Origin of the sequence: Polaromonas sp. CG_9.7, from assembly GCF_015752205.1 — a bacterium.
Classification (GTDB): domain Bacteria; phylum Pseudomonadota; class Gammaproteobacteria; order Burkholderiales; family Burkholderiaceae_C; genus Polaromonas.
Genome location: NZ_JADOVG010000003.1, coordinates 259,539 through 279,832, shown reverse-complemented (window position 1 = coordinate 279,832; position 20,294 = coordinate 259,539). Strand labels below are relative to the sequence as shown.

The window sequence follows — 20,294 nt, the reverse complement described above, 5'->3', positions numbered from 1 at the left end:
GAAGTGGGCTCTGGCTGGGTCAGTGAATCGGTATCAAGCTAAAACGTCCCAGGGGTTGGGGGCGTGGACCACCTGGGAGGTATTTCAGCAGCCTGATAAGGGGCAAAAAACAAGCCGGGACAGTTGAACACCGCAATAGTTTACAGACCGAGACAGGCGCCGGCTCTAAAGGCCTTGGCAAGTTTCTGGCGACTGGGGGGCCAGCGGCCGAGCCGCAAAGATCGGGTTTTGTTGGTGTCCGTCTGGATCAGGAAACGAACCAGCCATGGCTACCGGCAGGCTGTCAGATCAGACCAGACCAAGCCAGGACAAACAGAAGGCGTAGCGGCGATGCTACGGGCAGCCATAGGCATTGAAAGAAAATTGAAATCAGAACATGAAGGACGCATTCGCATCCCCCGTCGAACGCACACCACACAGCTGCATGGTCCGGACCAGTTCGTCCTTCAAGATAGCCAGTGCGCGGCTGGCGCCAGGCTCTCCCGCCGCCGATGCCCCGTAGAGTGTGGCGCGTCCCAGCATGACGCCCTGGGCGCCCATGGCCAGGGCCTTGAAAATATCGCTGCCGCGCCGCACGCCGCCGTCGAGCAGCACCGGAATGCGGCCATCGATGGCCTTGACGACGCCCGGCAATGCATCGAATGTGGCCACTGCGCCATCAAGCTGACGGCCGCCGTGATTGGACACCACCACCGCGTCGCAGCCCATCGCCGCCACGCGCAAGGCGTCGTCGGGGCTGAGAATGCCTTTGACAATGAGCTTGCGGGGCCAGCCATCGCGGATTTTCTGCAGGCCCTCCCAATTGAAGGACGGGTCGTAGTTGCGGCCCACCGACGAGGCAATCGCCGTGGCGTTGGTCGCCTTGCTCTCCAGGCCGATCAGGTTTTCCATCACCGGCATGCCGAAACGAACGATGTCCGACAACCATCCGGGGTGCCTGGCAAAGTCCAGCAGGTTCTTGGGCGTGAAGCGAAACGGAACCGAAAAATCGTTGCGAAAGTCCCGTTCCCGCTTGCCGCCGACCGGCAGGTCAACGGTGATCACCAGTGCTTCGTAATCCGCAGCCTGCGCCCGGTCGATGAGCGTTTGAAGAAAAGGCTTGTTGCGCAGGATGTAGGCCTGAAACCACAGCCGTCCCGGGGCGGCGTTGGCGATCTGCTCAATCGATGCGGTGGCCGTGCTCGACAGGGTGTACGGAATACCGGCCGCCGCCGCCGCCCGGGCAATGGCAATGTCGCCGCCGCGCCAGCCGAAGCCGACAGCGCCGGTCGGGGCAATCGCCATCGGCAATTGGGCCCGCTGGCCCAGAATGTCCGTGCTCGTATCGATCGTCGAAACATCGGTCAGCACCTTTGGCATCAAGCGAACGCGCTGGTACGCTGCCCGGTTGTCGCGCAAGGTGATCTCATCCTCGGCCCCGCCATCGAAAAAATCGAAAATGGCCTTGGGCAACCTTCGTTGCGCGGCACGCCGCAGGTCTTCGATCGAATAGGCTTTGGAAACATTCAGGGGCACAGGAGGGTCCAGGTTGAAAGCGGAGGAATGGCTGTCGGCTTCAGTTGACATCGGCCTTGATGGCGGCGGCCTTGATCACATGGTCCCAACGGTCGTAGTCGCGCTTGAGGTAGGCGGCGAACTCGGCTGGCGAATCGCCCACGATGACAGCGCCCAGCTTTTCCAGCTGCGCCTTCACCTCGGGTTTGGCCAGTGCCTTCACCATGGCGTCATTCAGGCGGTTCACCACGGCGGGGGGCGTTTTGGCAGGGGCCAGCATGCCGACCCACGGCGCTGTCGCTTCAAAGCCGGGAAAACCGACTTCCGACATCGTCGGCGCATCGGGGAACTGGGCGAGCCTTTTCGCGGTACCCACCGCCAGGATTTTGATGCGCTTGGCCGCTACGTTGTCGGCCAGGCCGATCACCGGATAAAACATGAAATCAACCCTGCCGGCCATCACTTCGAGCAGCGCCGGGCCATTGCCTTTATAGGGAACATGCAGCATTTTTGCTTTGGCCAGCGTCCCCAGAAGCTCGCCGGCAAGGTGTCCGGAGCCGCCGTTGCCCGACGAGGCGAAACTCACCGCTTCCGGTTTGCTCTGCGCTGTCTTGAGCAGCTCGGCCATGGACTTGACGGGCGAGTCATACGCCTGCACCGCCACCAGCGGCAGCGTCGCGGCATTGGAAATGGGCGTGAAATCGGTTCTGGGGTTGTAGCCGGCCTGCTCGCCAAGCAAAATCGGGTTGACGTTCAGCCCAAGCGATGAGAACAGCAGCGTGTAGCCATCCGGGGCGGCGTTTTTCACTTCCCGGGTTGCGATCATCGAGCTGGCGCCTGCCTTGTTGTCAATGAAGATGGTCTGGCCCAACAGGATCGACATGTCTTTGGCCAGCACCCGCGCGATGATGTCGGTGGGCCCCCCTGCAGCAAACCCGACCACCAGACGAATCGGCTTGGTGGGGAACTCGGCGGTTTGCGCGTAGACAAGCGTTGTGCTGGCGCAGGCAACGGCTGCAATGAGTGTGAGGAACGATTTTTTCATGAGATGTCTCCGTTTTTTTAGGGATGGGTGCATGCCGAAAGGGCACTGCTCTCTTTAGCTGATCAGGTGTTCCATGGCACCGATCCGGGTCACTTCAAACCGCAGGCGGTCGCCCGGCTGCAGGTAAACCGGCGGCTGCCTGAAGGCGCCAATGCCGGCGGGCGTTCCTGTGGTGATGACGTCGCCAGGCTCCAGCGTCATGAACCCGGAAACGTAGGCAATCAGGGTGGCCACTGGAAACAGCATGTCGGCGGTATGCCCGTGCTGCATCCGGGCGCCGTTCAGCCAGCACGACACGTCAAGCGTCTGCGGATCAGGGACTTCATCGCGCGTCACCAGCCACGGGCCCATCGGCGCAAAACCGTCCATGCTTTTGGCGAACGTCGTCTGCGCCTGGGAAACGTCGAACTGGAATTCGCGCGCGCTCAGGTCGTTCAAGATGGTGTAGCCCGCCACCAGCGCCAGCGCTTGCGCTTGCGGCACGTCCTTGCCATAAGCGCCCATCACGACAGCCAGCTCGGCTTCGAAATCCATTTTTTTGACACCGGCAGGCCGCTGCACCGATGCACCGGGGGCCGCCACCGAGGACGGAACCTTGAAGATGATGCGCGGCGACTCGAACGGGGCCACCCCGGTTTCCTTCGCATGGTCCGCGTAGTTGCGCCCCACCCCGATGATTTTTCCGGGCCGTGGCACGGGGGCAAAAAGTTGCACGCCCTGCAGCATGTCGTACCGGGTGCCCGGGGTTGCCAGCGCAGCATGCACATGCGCGTTCAGCGCCTCGATCGCGTCCGCGCCCGACTGCAGCCAGCGCATGATGCCGCCGCTGGCCGCCTCCACACCGGCGGCTGCAAGGCGTTGCTGCGCGAGGGCGCAGACCGGCCGAGCGGCCGTCCAGGCGGTGATGTCCAGCACCTGTTCACCGGCCACCACGCCGGTCAGCACCGGGCCAGAATCCTTGCGGTAGGTGATGATTTTCACGGTGCGGCTTGTTCAAAATACCGGTTCGCCATGACCTGGCAGCGCTTGATGTAGCGGTGCTCGTCGGGCCGGTAATCGGCCACCGCGTTGTGCAGCGTGCCCATGTTGTCCCACATCAGCACGTCGCCCACGCTCCAGCGGTGGCGGTACTGGTACTTGGACTGCAACTGGTGTTCAAACAGAAACGCCAGGATGCGGTCACTTTCTTCTTGCGGCAGTTCATTGATGCGCATCGAATAGCCCGGATTGGCGTACAGCACTTTTTCCCCGGTGATGGGGTGTGTCATGAAAACCGGGTGCGTGACCGGCGGCTTGGCTTTGCGTTGCGCGTCGGTCAGCGCGGGCCGGCTGCTGCCTTTTTCACGGCGCATTTTGTCCCAGAACTTGGCAAAATCGTGGGTGATGGTCATGCCCGCCAGACGGGTCTTTAGTTCCCCGGGCAGGCCGTCGTAGGCGGCGTGCATGTTGCAAAACTCGGTGTTGCCCAGCGGTTCGCCATCCCGGTGGGGAATTTCGATGCCGTACAAAACGTTTGTGAAAGCAATCATGCTGCTGTAGGACATGTCGGTGTGCCAGTCTTGGCCGGCATCGCTCAGCCCCAGTGGTTTTCCGTTTTCCACCATATTGGAAAGAATCATGACCTCCGGCAGGCCGGGCTCCTGGTACAGGTTGGCCACGTTGACCTCCAGGCGGCCGAACCGCTCGGAAAAATTCTTGAGTTGCAAGGAGGTCAGGTTCTGCCCGGGATAGCTCAGAACGCCAAACTTTCCAAGCGCCTGTTCCAGTTGCTTGAATGCTTCATCGGACAGGGGTTTCGACAAATCGAGGTCTTCAACACGGGCGCCCAGGGACTGCCCACTTGCTACTAATTTCATCGTCATATCTCCGTTGATTAGGGGTTTTAAACTACCAGGCCGCCATCAGGATGGATTCGATTTCTGCCGGCTCCGAGACCGGGCGCGGGTTGTAGGCCAGACCGCGTTCATGCATGGTTTTTTGTGCTGCCGCCTTCAGCCCTTCGCGGGCGATGCCCAGATCTCTTAACCGCGATGGAACGCCCGTGCTCTGCTGGACACCGCGAATCCAGTTGACGAAGGCTGCGGCCCCATCGTCCTGCGTGTCGCCGGCAATGCCCAGCCGCTGGGCTGCCTGCGCCAGTTCTCCGGCAGCGAATGACGCGTTGAACTGCACCGCATGCGGCAAGATGACCGAATTGACCGCTCCGTGGGCCACGCCAAAGGTGGCGCCCAACACATGGCATATGGCGTGATGAAGGCAGCTGCGGGCGCTTGCCAGCACCATGCCGGAAATGTGGGCGGCCAGCAGCAGTTCTGCCCGTGCGTCCACCGCGTCCGGTGCGCGCGCCACATGGCCCAGGGACTGGTCAAACAGTGCGATGCCGTCCAGCGCCAGGATCGAGGTGATCGGGGAACGGTTCCTGGAGTACAGGCCTTCGATGCAATGGGCCAGGCCATTCATGCCGGTCGACAGCATGACCGACGCGGGCGTGGCCAGGTTGGCCAGCGGGTCGAGCAAAACCACTCGGCTGGCCAGCTGGGCATCCCAGAACAGCAGCTTCGTGCCTTGCGCTGTCCGAATACCAAGCGAGGGCGTCGCTTCGGCGCCAGAAGCGGTCATGGGAATGGAAACAATCGGTACTTTCAAGCGCACCAGGTCGGGCGTTACGACCCTGTCTGGCGGCAGGAAACGCGAAGCGTGCTGCGCCAGCGGCTCGCCTTCTGCCATGACCAGCGCCACCGCCTTGGCAGTGTCCGACACGCTGCCGCCCCCGATGGCCACCAGCGCATCAACGTGGTGGTCTTGCGCCATCCGGGCAATCCGGGACACCGTCGATACGGAGGAGTGAGGCGGAATGTCACCGGACTCGAAACATTCAAACTCGCTAAGTGATTCGCGGATGCCGGCGTACAAGGGGCTGGACGCCATGCGGTTGCTCGACAGCAGCAACGGGCGCTTGCAGCCGAGCCTGGCCAGTTCCGGGCCCAGTTCGAGCAGGGCGCCCGGCCTGGACACCACCCGCGTGCGCAGTGACTGGTGCATGAAGCTCGTCTGCATGGCTTGCGGCTGCCCGCCTGTCATGGCTGGACATCGGCTGACACCGCATCGCTGACAAACTCAAATTGCGCCGTGAATGTCATGGACTCAATTTTCCAGCCGCCATTAATCTGTCGCAGGGCTGCGCGCACCACCGACAGGCGCAGCGGGCGGCTGATGTCCACCGGCCCGGTGTGCAGCGCACCGTCATCGAAGCGGTAAGCCACCATGTAAGCCACCAGATGGACCAGGTCCGCCGATTGCGATTCGATGAATCCGTTGCTGATCACATGGCGGATGCGCTGCGTCGCCGACCGTTTCGACATTGCCTGCATGATCGCCAGGGGTCCGACCAGAAGCTCTCCCTGGCGGTGCAGGGTGCCGCCGGGCGTGAACAGCGCAACCAGCTCCTCGTACCTTGATTCGTCGAGAAAATAAAACAGCTGATGCGTCACCTGCAGGCATCCCGGCAGCGCTGTCGCGGTGTCAACGGTCATTCGTATGTCTTTCTTTTGGGATCGGGGGAATTTTTCTTGAGACGGCCTGCGCGCAGGCTCAACAGAAAGTTGTGCGGATTCTAGGGAATGCTGCCTACTCGACATAGACTCCAAAACGGAATATATTGTTCTCGAATTAGAAACAGTAAGGCACTCCATGGACAGATTGAGGGCGATTGAAATATTCACGGAAGTCGCTAGGGGACGAAGCTTCACTGCTGCGGCCGTGCGCTTGGGCATGGCCAAGGGAAACGTCACCAAACACGTGAAATGGCTGGAGGACAGCCTGGGCGCCCAGCTGCTCACCCGCACAACCAAGAGCGTGAGCCTGACCGGGGCGGGACTTTCCCTGATGGAAACCGGGCAGGATTTGCTCGACCGGTTCGACATGGTGAAGACAGCCGTTCGCGGCGCAGTGAGCGCACCCAAAGGCACGATACGGGTTGGCACGCCGCCGTCGTTTGGCGCGGCGCACCTGGTGCCGCTGGTGACGGCTTTTTCAGCCAAAAACCCGGACATCCAGTTTGCCATGCACCTGGACGACGGCAGGGTGGACATTGTGTGGGAGGGGCTGGACCTGTCCTTGCGCATCGCCCCTTCACTCAAAGACACCAGTCTGATTGCCCAGAAACTGGGAAGCGTTCCGCAGTTACTGGTGGCTTCCCCGTCCTACCTGGCGGCAAAGGGCGTGCCTGTGACGCCGGAGGGGTTGTCACAGCATGATTGCCTCGTCAACGCCTTGAAGTCGCCGACGAATTTCTGGACCTTGACCGGTCCGGGCGGGAAAAAGTCGGTGCGTGTTGCGGGCTCAATGCGTTCGAATTTCGGCGAACCGCTGCGACACGCCGCGCTGCTCGGCCAGGGCATTTCGATGCACCCCAATTACATGGTGGCACGGGACATTCGTGAGAATTTGCTCAGGATCGTGCTGCCGGCGTATCAGCCCACTCAACTCGATATTTACGCGGTGTACCCGAGCCGGCGCAACATGCCGGGTCGGGTGCGGCTGTTCTTGGAGTTCCTGAGGGAGCGTTTTCAGAACACGGCTGAATGGCAAACCGAGGTGGCTGGGAACACCGCATCTGTTTTGGTGTCTCCGCATGTTTGACCCTTGCGCCGGGAATGCACAAGGACAGGCAGTTTCCAAAAGGAGTCAGCGCGCCAGCAGCCCATTGACCTGCTGCAAGTCATCCGGCGTCAGCGTGCCGCTGGCTTGGCGCAGCCGCAGCCCGCCGAGCAGCACGTTGTAGCGCGCCTGCGCCAGGTCGCGCTTGGTCTGGAACAGCTGGCTTTGCGCGTTGAGCACGTCGATGTTGATGCGCACGCCGACTTGGTAACCGAGTTTGTTGGCATCAAGCGCGCTCTGGCTGGACAGCTCGGCCGCTTCCAGCGCGCGGACCTGGCCCTGGCCCGATTGCACGCCGAAATAGGCGGTGCGCACGTTTTGCGACACGCTGCGGCGCGTGCCTTCGAGGTCGCTCAGCGCCTTGTCGCGCAGTGCCAGCGTTTCGAGGATGCGGTTTTGCGTCGAGAAACCGGCGAACAGCGGCACATTGAGCAACACGCCGACACTGCCGGTGTTGACGCGCGATGAAATGCCGGCTTGCGCGGTATTCGACGGGTTTTTGGTGACGTTGTAGCTGGCGGTGGCGTCCAGCGTGGGCTTGTGGCCGGCTTCGGATTTTTTCACTTCAAGGTCGGCAATCTCAACATTGCTGCGGGCTTGGCGAATGGCAGGGCTGACGGCTTCTGACTGGCTGACCCAGGTGCTGACTTCAGCCGTTGCCACGTCAGGAAGATTGACCGGAATGGCCAGCGGCCGGGGCTGCGATTCGGTGATGCCGACCAGCTGGTCGAGCGCGATCTTGCGTACGCGCAGGTCGTTTTCGGCGGCGATTTCCTGGGCCCGCACCAGGTCAAAGCGCGCCTGGGCTTCGCGGGTGTCGGTGATGGTCGAGGTGCCGACTTCAAAATTGCGCTTGGCAAAGGCCAGCTGCTCGTTCACCGCTTCCTTTTGTGCGCGCACAAAGGCCAGCGTGTCTTGCGATGCCAGCACGTCAAAATAAGCCTGGCTGGTGCGAATGATCAGGTCTTGCGACGCGGCTTCCACTTGGGCGCGCGCCAGGTCAACCTGCCGCAAACCCTGCTCGTAAGTGGCCCAGTTGCCCGGCCGGTACAAGGGCTGGCTGGCGCTCAGCGTGGCGTTCCGGGTGTTGAAACTGGTGCCGCTGCCCGCCGCGAAGGTGGTGCTGTCAAGGTTGACGCGCGAGGCGCCCGCCGACAGGCCGGCGGTTGGCAGGATGCCGGCCCGGGCCTGGTCGGCTCGCGCCAGGTTGGCGTCGTATTGCAGCTTGGCCGACTGGTAGGTGGTGTCAAAGGCGCGTGCTGATTCGTACAACTCGACCAGGCTCTGCGCCTGCGCCAGCGGCGTCAGGCTTGCCAGCGCAAATGCGACCGAAACAGGCAGCATCGACCGGCGGGGTGCCGACAATTGGGTGAGCAGGGTCATAAAAATCTTGCCGAGGTTGAATGAATCAATGATTAAAACACCGCGAGGACAACGCGCAGAAGTCGGCTGCCCCGGTTCACGGCTTTGCGCCACAGCCGGTTGCCAAGCAGGCTAATAACGCGGAACCGACGAATCGACCTGCTGCGTCCAGGCGTCGATGCCGCCGTGCAGGTTGACCACTTCGGAAAAACCGCCTTGCGCCAGGTAGTTCGCCACCTGCTGGCTGCGCATGCCGTGGTGGCACAGACAGGCAATGGGATGCTCGGTGCCGAGCATGTCCTTCAGTTCGGCCAGGCGGCTTGGCACCTCGCGCATGGGCAGGGCCATCAGGCTGAAGCCGTCTTCCCGGACCGAAGCGGTTTGCACTTCCCAGGGTTCGCGCACATCCAGCACCACCGGCAGGACGGTTGGCGCCAAATCGGCAGCGACACGGTCGCGCCAGGCGGCAAAGTCGGAGGGATTGAGTTGGAAAATCATGTGGCGGGCCTTGCGGTGGGTTCAGGAGGTCAGAAAGTGAATTTGGACGGCTCGGTGAAATTGAGCAGCCGGGGCGCGACCGTGTCCCATGCTTGCGCGGTGCGAAACGATTCCTTGCTGACGCGGGTGATGAGCGTGGCGCGCATCATCGGCTCGTAGCCGACGATGGCGCTCAACCGGCCGCCGACCTTCAGCAGGTCAAGCAGCGACGGCGGCACCTCAGCCACCGAGCCGCTGAGCACGATCACGTCGAACGGGCCGTTCAGCGGTCCGTTGTCGGACACCGCCTCGGCCAGGTTGGCCGCGCCGTCAGCCAGGCGAACCTCGGCGTTGTAGATGCCGGCCTTTTGCAGGTTGCGGCGTGCGGTTTCGGCCAGCGCAGGCTCGATTTCCAGCGTGATGACCTGCTGGGCACGGTGCGCGAGCAGCGCGGTCATATAGCCGGAACCGGTGCCGATTTCCAGCACTTTTTCATGTTTTTGAACGGACAGGTCCTGCAGCAGCCGGGCTTCAACCTTGGGCGCGAGCATGCACTGGCCGGGGTTGTGCTGCGGCGGCAGCGGGATTTCCATGTCGACAAAGGCCAGCGCCTTGCAGGCCGGCGGCACAAAGTCCTCGCGCCGGACCAGTGCGAGCAGGGCCAGGACCTGGCTGTCCAGCACCTCCCAGGGACGGATTTGCTGCTCGATCATGTTGAAGCGGGCTTGTTCGTAGTTCATGGCAATTTGGTTGTGAGGCGGCGGGATTGAATAGAAGAGGTAATGCAGCGCAGCCGTTGATTTTAGACGGCGTGCGCTGCATAAACCTGACGCGGATTCGGTGCAGGGCGCATGCCCGCCAGGGACGGATTGCCTTGGAAGCTGCACTTCATGGTTCAGGCCTGCGGTGCGTCCGGACGCGCACCCTCTGGCGCGGCGCGCATGCCGTCCAGCAAAATACCCAGCTGCGTGGCGATGTATTTTTGCGGATCAAGCGGGCAATGGTTGGGTAGGCAGACGCCCATCGAATGCTGCGACAGGATCATGAAGACCATCGGCGCGACCACGCTGTACACCGCGTAGTCCAGGTCCATGCTGCGAAATTCGCCCCGGTCGATGCCGCGCTGCAGGATGCGGCGGATCAATGAATGGCCGGGCTGGATGACTTCCTGCTGATAAAAAACGGCAATGTCCGGAAAGTTGGCGGCCTCGCAAATCATCAGCTTGGTCAGGCCCGACGCTTTTGTGGCACCGACCCGTTCCCACCAGCTGTTCATACAGTAGGCCAGCATGTCGCGGCTACTTCCCCTGAAGACTTCAAAGTCGCTTCGCCACTCGACCAGACGACCTGAAATGCTTTCGCGCACCACCGCCTTGAACAGCTCGTCCTTGCTGGGAAAGTAAAGAAACAGCGTGCCTTTGGACACGCCGGCACGCGCCGCGACTTCTTCCACCCGGGTGGCGGCAAAGCCTTTTTCAACGAACAGATCGAGCGCGGCGTTGAGCAATTCACCGGGCCGGGCCTCTTTGCGGCGCTCGCGTTTGGCGCCCGGGGTGGGGGAGGTTTCGGTGGACAAGGAAATGATTTCTATATTACTGACTAATGGGTTAGTAATATAACTTTTTGCCTTTGCAACGTCAACCGCAAGGCCCGCATTGGTGAACGACGGGACAACCCGGAAAAGAGTCCATGGCGCAAGGCGACCACCTGCGCTTATGGCTGAAACGCAGTTGTTTTATTCCGCTATGACAGTTTAAGTATAAAAAATGCTGTTTGCGCACGTGAAGTCTGCGCAAGTAGCTATGAATAATGTAGCAATTAATCGCTGATTGTCTCCTGCGCCGCGAGCGGGAGACGGGTCGATCTGGCTGCAAGCGCACCGGCTTATCGGTCGAAAGCCGGCCGTTTCGGGTTGAAGGCCCAGTTCGGAATCAGGCTCTGCATCGCAGCCGCGTCGTCGCGCGAACCCAGGCCGTGCTGCTTGTACAACTGATGGGCTTTCTCGACCTCGGCCATGTCCAGCTCGACGCCCAGGCCGGGCTTCTTGGGGACCTCGACAAGGCCGCCAACGATCTGCAGCGGCTCCCTGGTCAGGCCCTGGCCGTCCTGCCAGATCCAGTGCGTGTCGATCGCCGTGACGCGGCCCGGTGCGGCGGCGGCGACATGGGTGAACATCGCCAGCGACACGTCGAAATGGTTGTTCGAGTGCGAGCCCCAGGTCAGCCCCCAGTCGCGGCAGGTCTGGGCTACGCGCACCGAGCCAGCCATGGTCCAGAAGTGCGGGTCGGCCAGCGGAATGTCCACCGACTGCAGCGACAGCGCATGCGTCAGCTGGCGCCAGTCGGTGGCAACCATGTTGGTCGCTGTGGGCAGGCCGGTGGCGCGGCGGAATTCGGCCATCACCTCGCGGCCTGAGAAACCGTCTTCGGCGCCGCACGGGTCTTCGGCGTAGGCGACGACGTTTTTCATGTCCTTCATCAGCCGAATCGCGTCTTTCAGCAGCCAGCCGCCGTTCGGGTCGAGCGTGACCCGCGCTTGGGGGAAGCGCTCGTGCAGCGCCGTGACGGCCTCGATTTCTTCCTCGCCGCGCAGCACACCGCCCTTGAGCTTGAAGTCATTGAAGCCGTAGCGCGCATGGGCAGCTTCGGCCTGGCGCACGATGGCCTCGGACGTCAGGGCCGTTTCATGGCGAACACGCGACCAGTCGTTGTCGGCGTCAGGCTCGCTGTTGTAGGCCAGACCGGTCCGGCTGCGGTCGCCGACATAAAACAGGTACCCAAGCATCTCGACCGCTTCGCGCTGCTGGCCTTCGCCGAGCAGCGCGGCCACCGGCACGCCAAGGTGCTGGCCCAGCAGGTCGAGCAGCGCCGACTCGACGGCTGTCACGGCGTGGATGGTGGTGCGCAAATCAAAGGTCTGCAGCCCGCGCCCGCCGCTGTCGCGGTCGGCAAACTGCTGATGCATTTGCTGCAGCAGGCTGAGATGGCTGCCAATCGGCTGGCCGACGACCAGCGCCTTGGCGTCTTCCAGCGTCTGGCGGATTTTTTCGCCGCCCGGCACTTCACCCACGCCGGTGCGCCCGGCGTTGTCGGTGAGGATCAAAATGTTGCGCGTGAAGTACGGGCCGTGTGCACCGCTCAGGTTGAGCAGCATGGAGTCGCGGCCGGCGACAGGGATCACTTGCAGGTCGGTGATCAAGGGGGTGGAGTGGGTTGGCATGGGTGGGTGTTTCAAAGGTTGGGAAAGGCGCCAGCAGGGAAGCGCCGCAGCCGGCCTGCTACCCAGTGGGCGGCAGGCCGGCTAACGTTCAATCAAGGCTGATTATTTCCGCTTCGGCGTAACAGACGGAGTATCCGCTCAATATGTCAGGCCAAAGCCGAACTTGTACAGCGTGTCCTTTTCGGGATAGCCCGGAACGTCGGGCTGGTTGTCGACAATGGCTTTCGAGTTGTTGGCGAGGGCAAACGGCAGCTTGCCTTGCGGCTTGAAGGCCGCGCCCGTGGCCAGAACCTTACCGCTCAGCACATCGAGCAGCGCGGTGTTGCTTATCCCGAAGCCGGCCACGATGGCGCCCGCACTCTTCAGGCCGCTGGCATCGTCAAGCACATACGGCTGGCGGAAGTAGATGTTAAGAACCACTTTTTTCGGATCGCCCACTTCCTGCATGACCTTCTTGATGTCGGCCAGCGACGGCGAGATTTGCCATGACTGCGCAGAGGCCATTTCGCCGAATGACATCATGCCGTTCTCCCACGGGAAGGCGCCGCCGAATCCCAAGCCGTTGTCCAGGCAGGCCTTGGTGGAATCCTCGACCGAGTAGTCTGCCTTGGCGACGCAGCGGTCTTCGGAACCCCAGGACTTGCCGGTGGCCGGGTTGATGCGGCCGCCGGTCGCAGGGTCATCGCTTTTATAGGTGCTGGTGTACTTGGTCGTGGTGCCCGGCACTAGTTTATTGTTGGACACTTCGACCCGGATCACGGCGTAGTCGCTGCCGGCGGCGCTGGGACGTCCCACGACGTCGCCATTGACGTCCGTCACGGTGACGCCGCTGGCATTCTTGTTGGCCTCGCCATCGATCACGGTGTAGCCGTACTTCTGGACATCGGCTTTGGCCAGGCCCATGGTGTAGACCTTGGCGCCAGCTTTGAGCGGAAGAGTCTTGCCGCCGGCCGCCAGGTCCTGGTTCTGTAGCAAGGCGACGGACTTGCGCTGAATGTCCATGCCAACCGCAAGATTCGCGGCGCTGCCGATGATGCCGCCGGCCTTGCTGGCGTCAACATAGGGGTTTTCAAACAAACCCAGCTGGAACTGCTCTTTCAGCAAGCGCTTGGCCGCTTCGTTAACCCGGGCTTCAGTGACCAGACCTGACTTCACCAAATCCAGTATGGTCTGATTGGTATGAAACCCGGACAAGGTTTCCGTGCCACCATTCAATGCTGCGGCGACGCGTTCTGAAACTGTTTTCTTTTCCAAACCCCAGGCACGGTCGTTGATGATGCCGGTGTCGGAATTTACATAGCCCTTGAAGCCGAGTTTGCCGCGCAGCAGGTCGGTGACGATTTGCTTTGAAAAAGCCATGCCGGTCTGGTCGTAGGTGACGCCTTCATAGGTCACTTTGATCGGCACGCCGTAGTACGGCATGACGGCCGAGACGCCGGCTTCCATGGCTGCCATGAAGGGCTTGAGGTGATAACCGAAATTGCCGCCTGGATACACTTGGTTCTTGCCGTGCGCATAGTGCGGATCGAAGCCGCCTTCCTGCGGGCCTCCGCCAGGGAAATGCTTCATGGTCAGCGCCACTGCAGAATTAGGATTCACCGAGCTGCCATCCTTGACGGTGGGGCCTTGCAGGGTTTGCACCAGCGTCTTCATGATGCTGGCGTTCAGGTCGGCATCTTCCGTGAAGGTTTCCTGCACGCGGTACCAGCGCGGCTCGGTCGAGAGGTCGGCCATGTAGCCGTACATGCCGCGCAGGCCGATGGACTTCCACTCGTCGCCCATGACGGTGGCGAAGTTCTTGATCTGGGACATGTCGCCCGCGCCCAGAGAAGCCGAGGCCAGGCCCGCCTCTTTCGGGAATTCGGTGAAGGCGCCGGCGGCCTCGCTGATGCCAAAGCGCGGGTCTTTTTCATAATGGTTGCGCGCATTGGACTTGAACACCGCCGGGATGCCCAGGCGCGTGGACTCGCTCATGGCCTGGACGGCGTTGGTGAAATTGGCCGCCTGTTCGGGCGTGACCTGTCCGGAGGTCGGCGTGGCGCTCACCACGCTGCGAAAGACAAAGCGGCTCATTTTCTGCGTATTGATGTAGTCGTCCGCCGTTGCCGAAACAGCGCCGCCTGCCGCCGGGCCGAGCGTGTCGATCAGCATCATGCCGGTCTTTTCTTCCAGCGACATCTTCGCGACCAGGTCGTCCACCCGCTGGTCAACCGCCAGCCGCCAGTCTTCATACGGGTCGAGCTTGCCGTTGGCGTTCAGATCCTTGAACTGCTTGCCTTCGACGGTGATGAGCAATTTTTTCTGCGCCGAGATCACCGGCTGAGCAATTTCTACCGGGCCGCTGTCGCCGCCGCCGCAGGCCGTCGCGACCAGGCCGGCCACAAGCACGCTTGCCGCAAGCGCGACCGGCCGGGGAGAAAAAGAAAAGGGGGCGTGAATTTTCATAGCTGTCTCTTTTAAAAGGAGTGAAAAACGGGTTCTCAATGCTTGTTATCGATAACATTGATGACTAAGAATATCAGCCGATTACAGGTCGCCCGCTAGTGAATACCCTGAAATCCCCCTAAAAAATCGAGTTTAAATCGATGAAAAGGTAAAATTGGCAACGATGAGCTGCGAAATTGGCATGATTTTGACGAAAAAACCACTCATGGAGGCAAGCAGCCGATCGATACACAATCTGATATCGGTAACACTTGAAGGTTTTTCGGTTTGCGGCCTGGGTTGTCCGCAAGGCCGGGGCCTTGCGCCAGGCGCTCGCTTCAGGCGCTGGCGCGTTCGATGATTTCGAAGCCGATATCGACAATCGGCGCACTGACGCTTCGGCCTTCGGCGCGATCGACGATGTACTGGGCGGCGGTGCGGCCCATGCGCGTGCCGTCGATGCGCACCGTAGTCAGGGCCGGCTGCAGGCTGGCGGCCAGGTCCAAGTCGCCAAAGCCCACCACGCCCAATTGCCCTGGCACGGCCAGAGCCCGGGTTTGCGCCTCGATCAGCACACCCAAGGCCAGCATGTCGGAACTGCAGAACACTGCGTCGGTTTGCGGGTGCGCGTCCAGAACGGCAGCCAGACCGGAGCGGCCTGAGCCCAGCGTGGTCGGCGCTGGCACGAAGTGCGTGGGTGCCTCGTCCAGGCCCAGTGTTCGGCTCATGCGCTGGAAGCCTTCGATGCGCCGCCGCGCCCGATCGTCGCTGGCGCTAATCAGCGCCGGATGCCGGTAGCCCCGGCGGTGCAGGAAATGGCAGACCGACTGGCCAATTTCTTCATGCGAAAAGCCGACCAGCATGTCGATTGGCGTGGGCGTCAGGTCCCAGGTTTCGACCACCGGAATCCCGGACGCCAGCAACTGGCGCCGTCCTTCGGGGGAATGCATGATGCCGGTCAGCACGATGCCATCGGGCCGGCGGCGGATGATGGCATCGAGCAACGCATCTTCGCGCGATGAGTCGTAGCCGCTCTGGCCGATCATCAGCTGGTAGCCCTGCGCGTCGAGCGCCTCGTCAAGCGCGCGGATGGTCTCCTGGAACACCGGCCCGACCAGCGTCGGCAGCACGGTCGCCACCAGTTTGGCCTTGGACGAGCGCAGGCCGCGCGCCATGCCGTTGGGCACGTAGCCGGTGCGCGTGACGACTTCGCGCACGCGCGCCAGCACGTCCGGCGAAACTTTTTCAGGGTGGTTGAGCGTGCGCGAAACGGTCATGGCCGATACGCCAGCGAGCCGCGCAACATCGTGGACCGTGAAGCCCTGTGACTTTTTCATGGAGGAAGGGAGTAAGGGGGCACGCGCCGGAATAGCCATCGTTGATGATAGCGGCTGCTACGGTGCGGAAGGCGGCTTTCAACGGGCCGCGTGAAGCACATCGGGCGCAGGCGTTGCAACGACGCTGATGCGTTGAACACGGGCACCGAGCGGGACCATGAATCACATCAGCATCGCAGCGACCACCAGCACCGGAACCAGAACCAAAAGCCGGAGCAGGCAGGGTCCGCAGCTTGAACAAACAATAGCTGCTCGTGCCCGCCGTACCTGCGTTACAGCCTGATTTGATTTAAAAAACAAGCCTGAATTCGCGATCAAAGCCAGGAGGGCGGCACCCAAAAAGAAGCCGGTGGCACAGGTCTTGACCCAATCCAGGCAATCAATGCGAGCAACGCCGCCTGCAAGGGCAGCCGCAAGACCAGCGCCCAATAGGGAACAGAGGGGAAAAGCGCCGGCTGCTGCAGCATGTAGACATGTGCTGGCGTCACTGCCAGCGTCAGGGCGAACAGTCCCCAGGCCGCAAGGCGACGGGTCGGCTGCCATAGCAGGCCGACAGCGCCCAGCAGTTCGGCCACGCCGCTGGCCAGCACGGCGCCGCGCGGCCAGGGAATATAGGGCGGCACGATACGCATTTCGGCTTCGGTGAAAACGAAATGGCCGATGCCACCTATGAAAAACCATAGAAAAACAAATCCTAACGCCATGCGCATGGCTGGATTGAGCGTACTGGGAGGTCGGTGCATGGGTTGGTTTATGCCTTGATGTCTTGCCAGGCGCAAGCCTCTTTGAAGTGAAATTTGGATCTTCTCACGCACTGATGCGCTTCGCCGCTGGCTTCTGACAAAACAAGCTGGCACGTTCCTACAGTCCCTTTTGCCCGCATGACCAAAATGGTCTCTATGCAGTCGTATTCAAACCGTGTTTATCTTCAGCGCAGGGTGTCCAAATATGCGTGAGGATGCCGATTTGCTGGTAACGCTGCCTGACCCGGAACAACGCGAACAAAAGCGATCACTATTCGAGACGCTACCGGCTCAACCCAGCAAGAGTTTTATGGTGCCAGACACTTGCCCGGACAAACAAATTTGTCCGGGGACGCAACAGCTTTCAGTCAGCGGCTTTCGCGACGGCACCTGGTTTGAAGCCGATGACTGGATTGCCGATGAAGTGCCGGTGGCGCTGGAGTTCAATGGCATCTCGCATGCGGTGATGCTGGCAACGCCTCTGGATCTTGAGGAGTTCGCGCTCGGATTTTCGCTGAGCGAGGGCATCATCGATGCGCCAGCCGAGCTGTATTCGGTGGACCAAGTGTTGTCCGATCTGGGCATCACCCTGAAACTTCACGTGGCCAGCGCTGCCTTTGCGCGCCTCAAGTCTCGCCGTCGCTCGCTGGCAGGGCGCACGGGCTGCGGCCTGTGCGGAACCGAAAGCTTAAATCACGTCGCGCGCGATCTGCCTGTGCTGCCGGACACACCGGCCATTGGCCGCTTGGCAGTCGCGCGGGCGATGTCCGGCATCGCGGCCCTGCAATCCTTGCAGCAAGCCACCGGCGCCGTGCATGCTGCGGCGTGGTGTTCACCGCAAGGTGAGGTGGTGTGCCTGCGGGAGGATGTGGGACGGCACAACGCGCTTGACAAGCTGATCGGTACGCTGGCTTTGAACAAGGTTAACGCGGCCACCGGTTTTGTCTGCGTCACCAGCCGCGCCAGTTTCGAGATGGTGCAAAAAGCAGCATCGGCAGGTGTGCCCTTGCTCGCGGCCGTCTCGGCGCCGACGGCGCTGGCGATCCGGACAGCCCAGCGCCTTCGCATGACATTGGTGGGTTTTGCCCGCCGGCAGGACCTGGTGGTCTACAGCCACCAAGAGCGGCTTGAGATGGCGGCTGCGTCCGCTGTTTTATCTATGTTGAATCAACCAAAACGTCATAACACTGCAGGTTGAAATGACCCATAACCCGTCAAGCGTATCCAAAAAAGAAGCACCTCCTGCAGGCGGCTGGGGCTCGCTCAAAGGCATGACCAGTGTCTTGTTTCGGGAGCGCCCCAGCCCGGCGGTTCTTGAAACTCTGGCCCATCAAAACAAGGCCGGAGGGCACATGTGCACCTCGTGCGCCTGGGGGAAACCGGCCCATCCGCATGTGTTCGAGTTTTGCGAGAACGGGGCCAAGGCCACGATCTGGGACCTGACCATCGACCGCTGCACGCCTGGTTTTTTCGCAAAGCACAGTCTTACCGAACTGCGGGGCTGGAGTGACTATGACCTGGAAATGCAGGGGCGGCTGACTGAGCCGCTTCGCTACGATGCGGCCACTGACAAATACCTTGCCTGCAGTTGGCAGGAAGCGTTTGACGGCATCGGCCAGCAACTCAAGGCACTCAATCCCAAGTCGGTGGTTTTTTACACCTCCGGAAAAGCGTCTCTTGAAACCTCCTACCTGTTTGGGCTGTTTGGACGCTTTTATGGGCACAACAACTTTCCTGACAGCTCCAACATGTGCCACGAGACAACCTCGGTCGGACTCAAGAAAGTGATTGGCTCGGCAGTCGGTACCTGCGTGCTGGAAGATTTTGACCATTGCGACGCCATCTTTTATTTTGGCCAGAACCCGGGCTCCAACAGCCCGCGCTTTTTGCATCCGCTGCAGGAAGCCGTCAAGCGGGCCTGCAAGATCATCACCTTCAACCCGGTTCGCGAAGCCGGCCTGGTGGAATTCACTGATCCGCAAAGTCCGGTGGAAATGCTGACCGGGCACAGCACCGGCCTTTCGCATATGTACCTGCAGGTTCGTCCGGGCGGCGACATTGCGGCGCTGATGGGCCTGTGCAAGCACGTGCTGGAGGTAGACGACAGCCGGCAGGCGGCAGGCCAGCCGGGCGTGCTCGACCGCGAATTCATCGCGCAACACACCGACGGTCTGGAAACGTTCGCGGCTTCGGCCCGGGCCGCCGACTGGGTGGAAATTGAAGCCGTGTCGGGTCTGGCCCGCGCCGACCTGGAGAAGGCCGCCGAGGTTTACATCGCCGCCGAGCGGGTCATCGGCGTGTACGGCATGGGCCTGACGCAGCATGTCCATGGTTCGCAGTGCATTGGCCTGTTTGTCAACCTGCTGCTGCTGCGGGGAAATATCGGCCGTCAGGGTGCGGGCATGTCGCCGGTGCGCGGCCATTCCAACGTGCAGGGCCAGCGCACAGTGGGTATTTCCGAAAAGCCGGAACTGGTGCCACTGGACAAGCTGGCCCGGATGTTCGATTTCGAACCACCGCGCGACAAAGGCTTGACGACGGTTGACGCATGCGAAGGCATTCTTGATGGCTCGGTGCGCGGTTTTGTGAGTCTGGGCGGAAATTTTGTCCGTGCCATTCCGGAGCGTGACGCCATGGAAAAAGCCTGGAGCGCCATGGCGTTGACAGTCAATATCGCCACCAAGCTCAACCGCAGCCACTTGGTGCATGGCCGCTCCGCCTACCTTTTGCCCTGTCTGGCGCGGCCCGAGGAAGACGTTCAGGCCAGCGGCCCCCAGTCGGTGTCGATTGAAGACACCTTCAGCCACATCTATGGCTCGGTTGGCAAGCGCACACCAGCGGGCCCTCATCTTTTGTCCGAACTGGCAATCGTCGCCGCAATGGCAAAAGCGACTTTGCCGGTGCATCCGAAATGGCAGTGGGACGACTGGGTGGGTGACTACAGCATGGTGCGCGACCTGATCGAGGAAACGTACCCTGAGGAGTTTCGTGATTTCAATGGGCGCATGTTCGACAAAGGCGGCTTTTACCGTGGCAACAAGGCGCGCGAACGCATCTGGGAAACCGACAGCGGCAAGGCCGAATTCACTGATCCGACCGTTATGTCGGCGCTGGGTGTGGGCGATGCACCGGGCCGCTATCACCTCATCACGATGCGCTCCAACGACCAGTTCAACACTACCATCTACGGATTCAGCGACCGGCTGCGCGGACTGGAGGGTTCGCGCTCCATCCTGCTGATCAACCCCCGCGACATGTCGCGGGCCGGCCTGAAGGAGGGCGACATCGTCAGCCTGTTTAGCGACGCCGGCGACGAGGTGCATCGCGAGGTTCCGGGTCTGAGGGTGACGTCGTTCAACCTGCCCGACGGGTGCGTAGGGGGCTATTACCCCGAGATGAATGTCCTGATCCCGCTGTGGTACCACGACCAGGCGTCCAAAACCCCGGCGTCCAAAGGCGTGCCGGTGCGTATTCAGCCAGCGGTTCAGGGCTAGCAGAAGCGGTCCCCATGGCGGTTAAAAAAATAGCGCAGAT

Annotated in this window: 17 protein-coding genes; 3 read left to right on the top strand and 14 right to left on the bottom strand. The window is 61.5% G+C overall.

Annotation, left to right across the window (positions count from 1 at the left end; translation table 11 throughout):
• Positions 1-369: 369 nt before the first annotated feature.
• The 6 genes from IWX87_RS05165 to IWX87_RS05140 are packed head-to-tail and all read right to left on the bottom strand — an operon-like array spanning position 370 to position 6,072.
• Positions 370-1,515: an alpha-hydroxy acid oxidase gene (locus IWX87_RS05165; RefSeq protein WP_280757699.1), complete on the bottom strand. Its 1,146-nt coding sequence runs from the start codon at positions 1,513-1,515 to the stop codon at positions 370-372.
• A 40-nt stretch (positions 1,516-1,555) separates the two neighbouring features.
• Positions 1,556-2,539, bottom strand: coding sequence for a tripartite tricarboxylate transporter substrate binding protein (locus IWX87_RS05160; RefSeq protein ID WP_196862441.1), 984 nt, complete (start codon positions 2,537-2,539; stop codon positions 1,556-1,558).
• A 54-nt stretch (positions 2,540-2,593) separates the two neighbouring features.
• Entirely contained in the window at positions 2,594-3,520 is a 927-nt protein-coding gene (locus tag IWX87_RS05155; protein WP_196862440.1) for a fumarylacetoacetate hydrolase family protein, read from the bottom strand.
• Entirely contained in the window at positions 3,517-4,395 is an 879-nt protein-coding gene (locus IWX87_RS05150; RefSeq protein WP_196862439.1) for a TauD/TfdA family dioxygenase, read from the bottom strand. Before IWX87_RS05150 ends, IWX87_RS05155 begins: the two co-directional genes overlap by 4 nt.
• A gap of 31 nt (positions 4,396-4,426) precedes the next feature.
• Entirely contained in the window at positions 4,427-5,581 is a 1,155-nt protein-coding gene (locus IWX87_RS05145) for an iron-containing alcohol dehydrogenase family protein (protein WP_196862438.1), read from the bottom strand.
• Positions 5,582-5,616: 35 nt separating this feature from the next.
• On the bottom strand, positions 5,617-6,072 hold the full coding sequence (locus IWX87_RS05140; protein ID WP_196862437.1) for a nuclear transport factor 2 family protein: 456 nt from the start codon (positions 6,070-6,072) through the stop codon (positions 5,617-5,619).
• 157 nt (positions 6,073-6,229) lie between these two features.
• Here IWX87_RS05140 and IWX87_RS05135 point away from each other — a divergent pair, with 157 nt between their 5' ends.
• Positions 6,230-7,180, top strand: coding sequence for a LysR family transcriptional regulator (locus IWX87_RS05135; RefSeq protein ID WP_196862436.1), 951 nt, complete (start codon positions 6,230-6,232; stop codon positions 7,178-7,180).
• A gap of 45 nt (positions 7,181-7,225) precedes the next feature.
• Here the strand turns inward: IWX87_RS05135 and IWX87_RS05130 are convergent, their stop codons facing one another.
• From IWX87_RS05130 to IWX87_RS05095, 8 genes are all read right to left on the bottom strand, one after another.
• Complete coding sequence (locus IWX87_RS05130; RefSeq protein WP_196862435.1) at positions 7,226-8,581, bottom strand: TolC family outer membrane protein; 1,356 nt, start codon at positions 8,579-8,581, stop codon at positions 7,226-7,228.
• 111 nt (positions 8,582-8,692) lie between these two features.
• Complete coding sequence (locus tag IWX87_RS05125; protein ID WP_196862434.1) at positions 8,693-9,058, bottom strand: rhodanese-like domain-containing protein; 366 nt, start codon at positions 9,056-9,058, stop codon at positions 8,693-8,695.
• 29 nt (positions 9,059-9,087) lie between these two features.
• The gene (locus IWX87_RS05120; protein ID WP_196862433.1) at positions 9,088-9,777 is read right to left on the bottom strand and encodes a protein-L-isoaspartate O-methyltransferase; all 690 of its coding nucleotides are present in this window, start codon (positions 9,775-9,777) and stop codon (positions 9,088-9,090) included.
• Positions 9,778-9,932: 155 nt separating this feature from the next.
• Positions 9,933-10,619 (bottom strand): TetR/AcrR family transcriptional regulator, encoded by a 687-nt coding sequence (locus tag IWX87_RS05115; protein WP_370583772.1) that lies wholly within the window; start codon positions 10,617-10,619, stop codon positions 9,933-9,935.
• Positions 10,620-10,921: 302 nt separating this feature from the next.
• Positions 10,922-12,256, bottom strand: a complete 1,335-nt coding sequence (gudD, locus tag IWX87_RS05110; RefSeq protein WP_196862431.1) for a glucarate dehydratase — start codon at positions 12,254-12,256, stop codon at positions 10,922-10,924.
• A gap of 138 nt (positions 12,257-12,394) precedes the next feature.
• Positions 12,395-14,701, bottom strand: coding sequence for a glycoside hydrolase family 3 N-terminal domain-containing protein (locus IWX87_RS05105; protein ID WP_196862430.1), 2,307 nt, complete (start codon positions 14,699-14,701; stop codon positions 12,395-12,397).
• Positions 14,702-15,018: 317 nt separating this feature from the next.
• On the bottom strand, positions 15,019-16,017 hold the full coding sequence (locus tag IWX87_RS05100; protein WP_196862429.1) for a LacI family DNA-binding transcriptional regulator: 999 nt from the start codon (positions 16,015-16,017) through the stop codon (positions 15,019-15,021).
• A gap of 314 nt (positions 16,018-16,331) precedes the next feature.
• Positions 16,332-16,760 carry a MauE/DoxX family redox-associated membrane protein gene (locus tag IWX87_RS05095; protein WP_231374589.1) on the bottom strand — a complete coding sequence of 143 codons (429 nt, stop codon included), beginning with the start codon at positions 16,758-16,760 and terminating at the stop codon, positions 16,332-16,334.
• Positions 16,761-17,070: 310 nt separating this feature from the next.
• On the opposite strand from IWX87_RS05095, the gene fdhD reads away from it, so the two are divergent.
• Both fdhD and IWX87_RS05085 read left to right on the top strand, forming a co-directional pair.
• Entirely contained in the window at positions 17,071-17,958 is an 888-nt protein-coding gene (gene fdhD / locus IWX87_RS05090; protein ID WP_196862428.1) for a formate dehydrogenase accessory sulfurtransferase FdhD, read from the top strand.
• 1 nt (position 17,959) lies between these two features.
• On the top strand, positions 17,960-20,254 hold the full coding sequence (locus IWX87_RS05085; RefSeq protein ID WP_196862427.1) for an FdhF/YdeP family oxidoreductase: 2,295 nt from the start codon (positions 17,960-17,962) through the stop codon (positions 20,252-20,254).
• The last annotated feature ends 40 nt before the right edge of the window (positions 20,255-20,294 follow it).

Bases quoted from the DNA above. Each gene is read 5' to 3' on its own strand.
- IWX87_RS05120 (WP_196862433.1), bottom strand. From the start codon at position 9,777: ATGAACTACGAACAAGCCCGCTTCAACATGATCGAGCAGCAAATCCGT.
- IWX87_RS05130 (WP_196862435.1), bottom strand. From the start codon at position 8,581: ATGACCCTGCTCACCCAATTGTCGGCACCCCGCCGGTCGATGCTGCCT.
- IWX87_RS05125 (WP_196862434.1), bottom strand. From the start codon at position 9,058: ATGATTTTCCAACTCAATCCCTCCGACTTTGCCGCCTGGCGCGACCGT.
- fdhD (WP_196862428.1), top strand. From the start codon at position 17,071: ATGGTGCCAGACACTTGCCCGGACAAACAAATTTGTCCGGGGACGCAA.
- IWX87_RS05105 (WP_196862430.1), bottom strand. From the start codon at position 14,701: ATGAAAATTCACGCCCCCTTTTCTTTTTCTCCCCGGCCGGTCGCGCTT.
- gudD (WP_196862431.1), bottom strand. From the start codon at position 12,256: ATGCCAACCCACTCCACCCCCTTGATCACCGACCTGCAAGTGATCCCT.
- IWX87_RS05140 (WP_196862437.1), bottom strand. From the start codon at position 6,072: ATGACCGTTGACACCGCGACAGCGCTGCCGGGATGCCTGCAGGTGACG.
- IWX87_RS05150 (WP_196862439.1), bottom strand. From the start codon at position 4,395: ATGAAATTAGTAGCAAGTGGGCAGTCCCTGGGCGCCCGTGTTGAAGAC.
- IWX87_RS05095 (WP_231374589.1), bottom strand. From the start codon at position 16,760: ATGCACCGACCTCCCAGTACGCTCAATCCAGCCATGCGCATGGCGTTA.
- IWX87_RS05145 (WP_196862438.1), bottom strand. From the start codon at position 5,581: ATGCACCAGTCACTGCGCACGCGGGTGGTGTCCAGGCCGGGCGCCCTG.
- IWX87_RS05135 (WP_196862436.1), top strand. From the start codon at position 6,230: ATGGACAGATTGAGGGCGATTGAAATATTCACGGAAGTCGCTAGGGGA.
- IWX87_RS05085 (WP_196862427.1), top strand. From the start codon at position 17,960: ATGACCCATAACCCGTCAAGCGTATCCAAAAAAGAAGCACCTCCTGCA.
- IWX87_RS05100 (WP_196862429.1), bottom strand. From the start codon at position 16,017: ATGAAAAAGTCACAGGGCTTCACGGTCCACGATGTTGCGCGGCTCGCT.
- IWX87_RS05160 (WP_196862441.1), bottom strand. From the start codon at position 2,539: ATGAAAAAATCGTTCCTCACACTCATTGCAGCCGTTGCCTGCGCCAGC.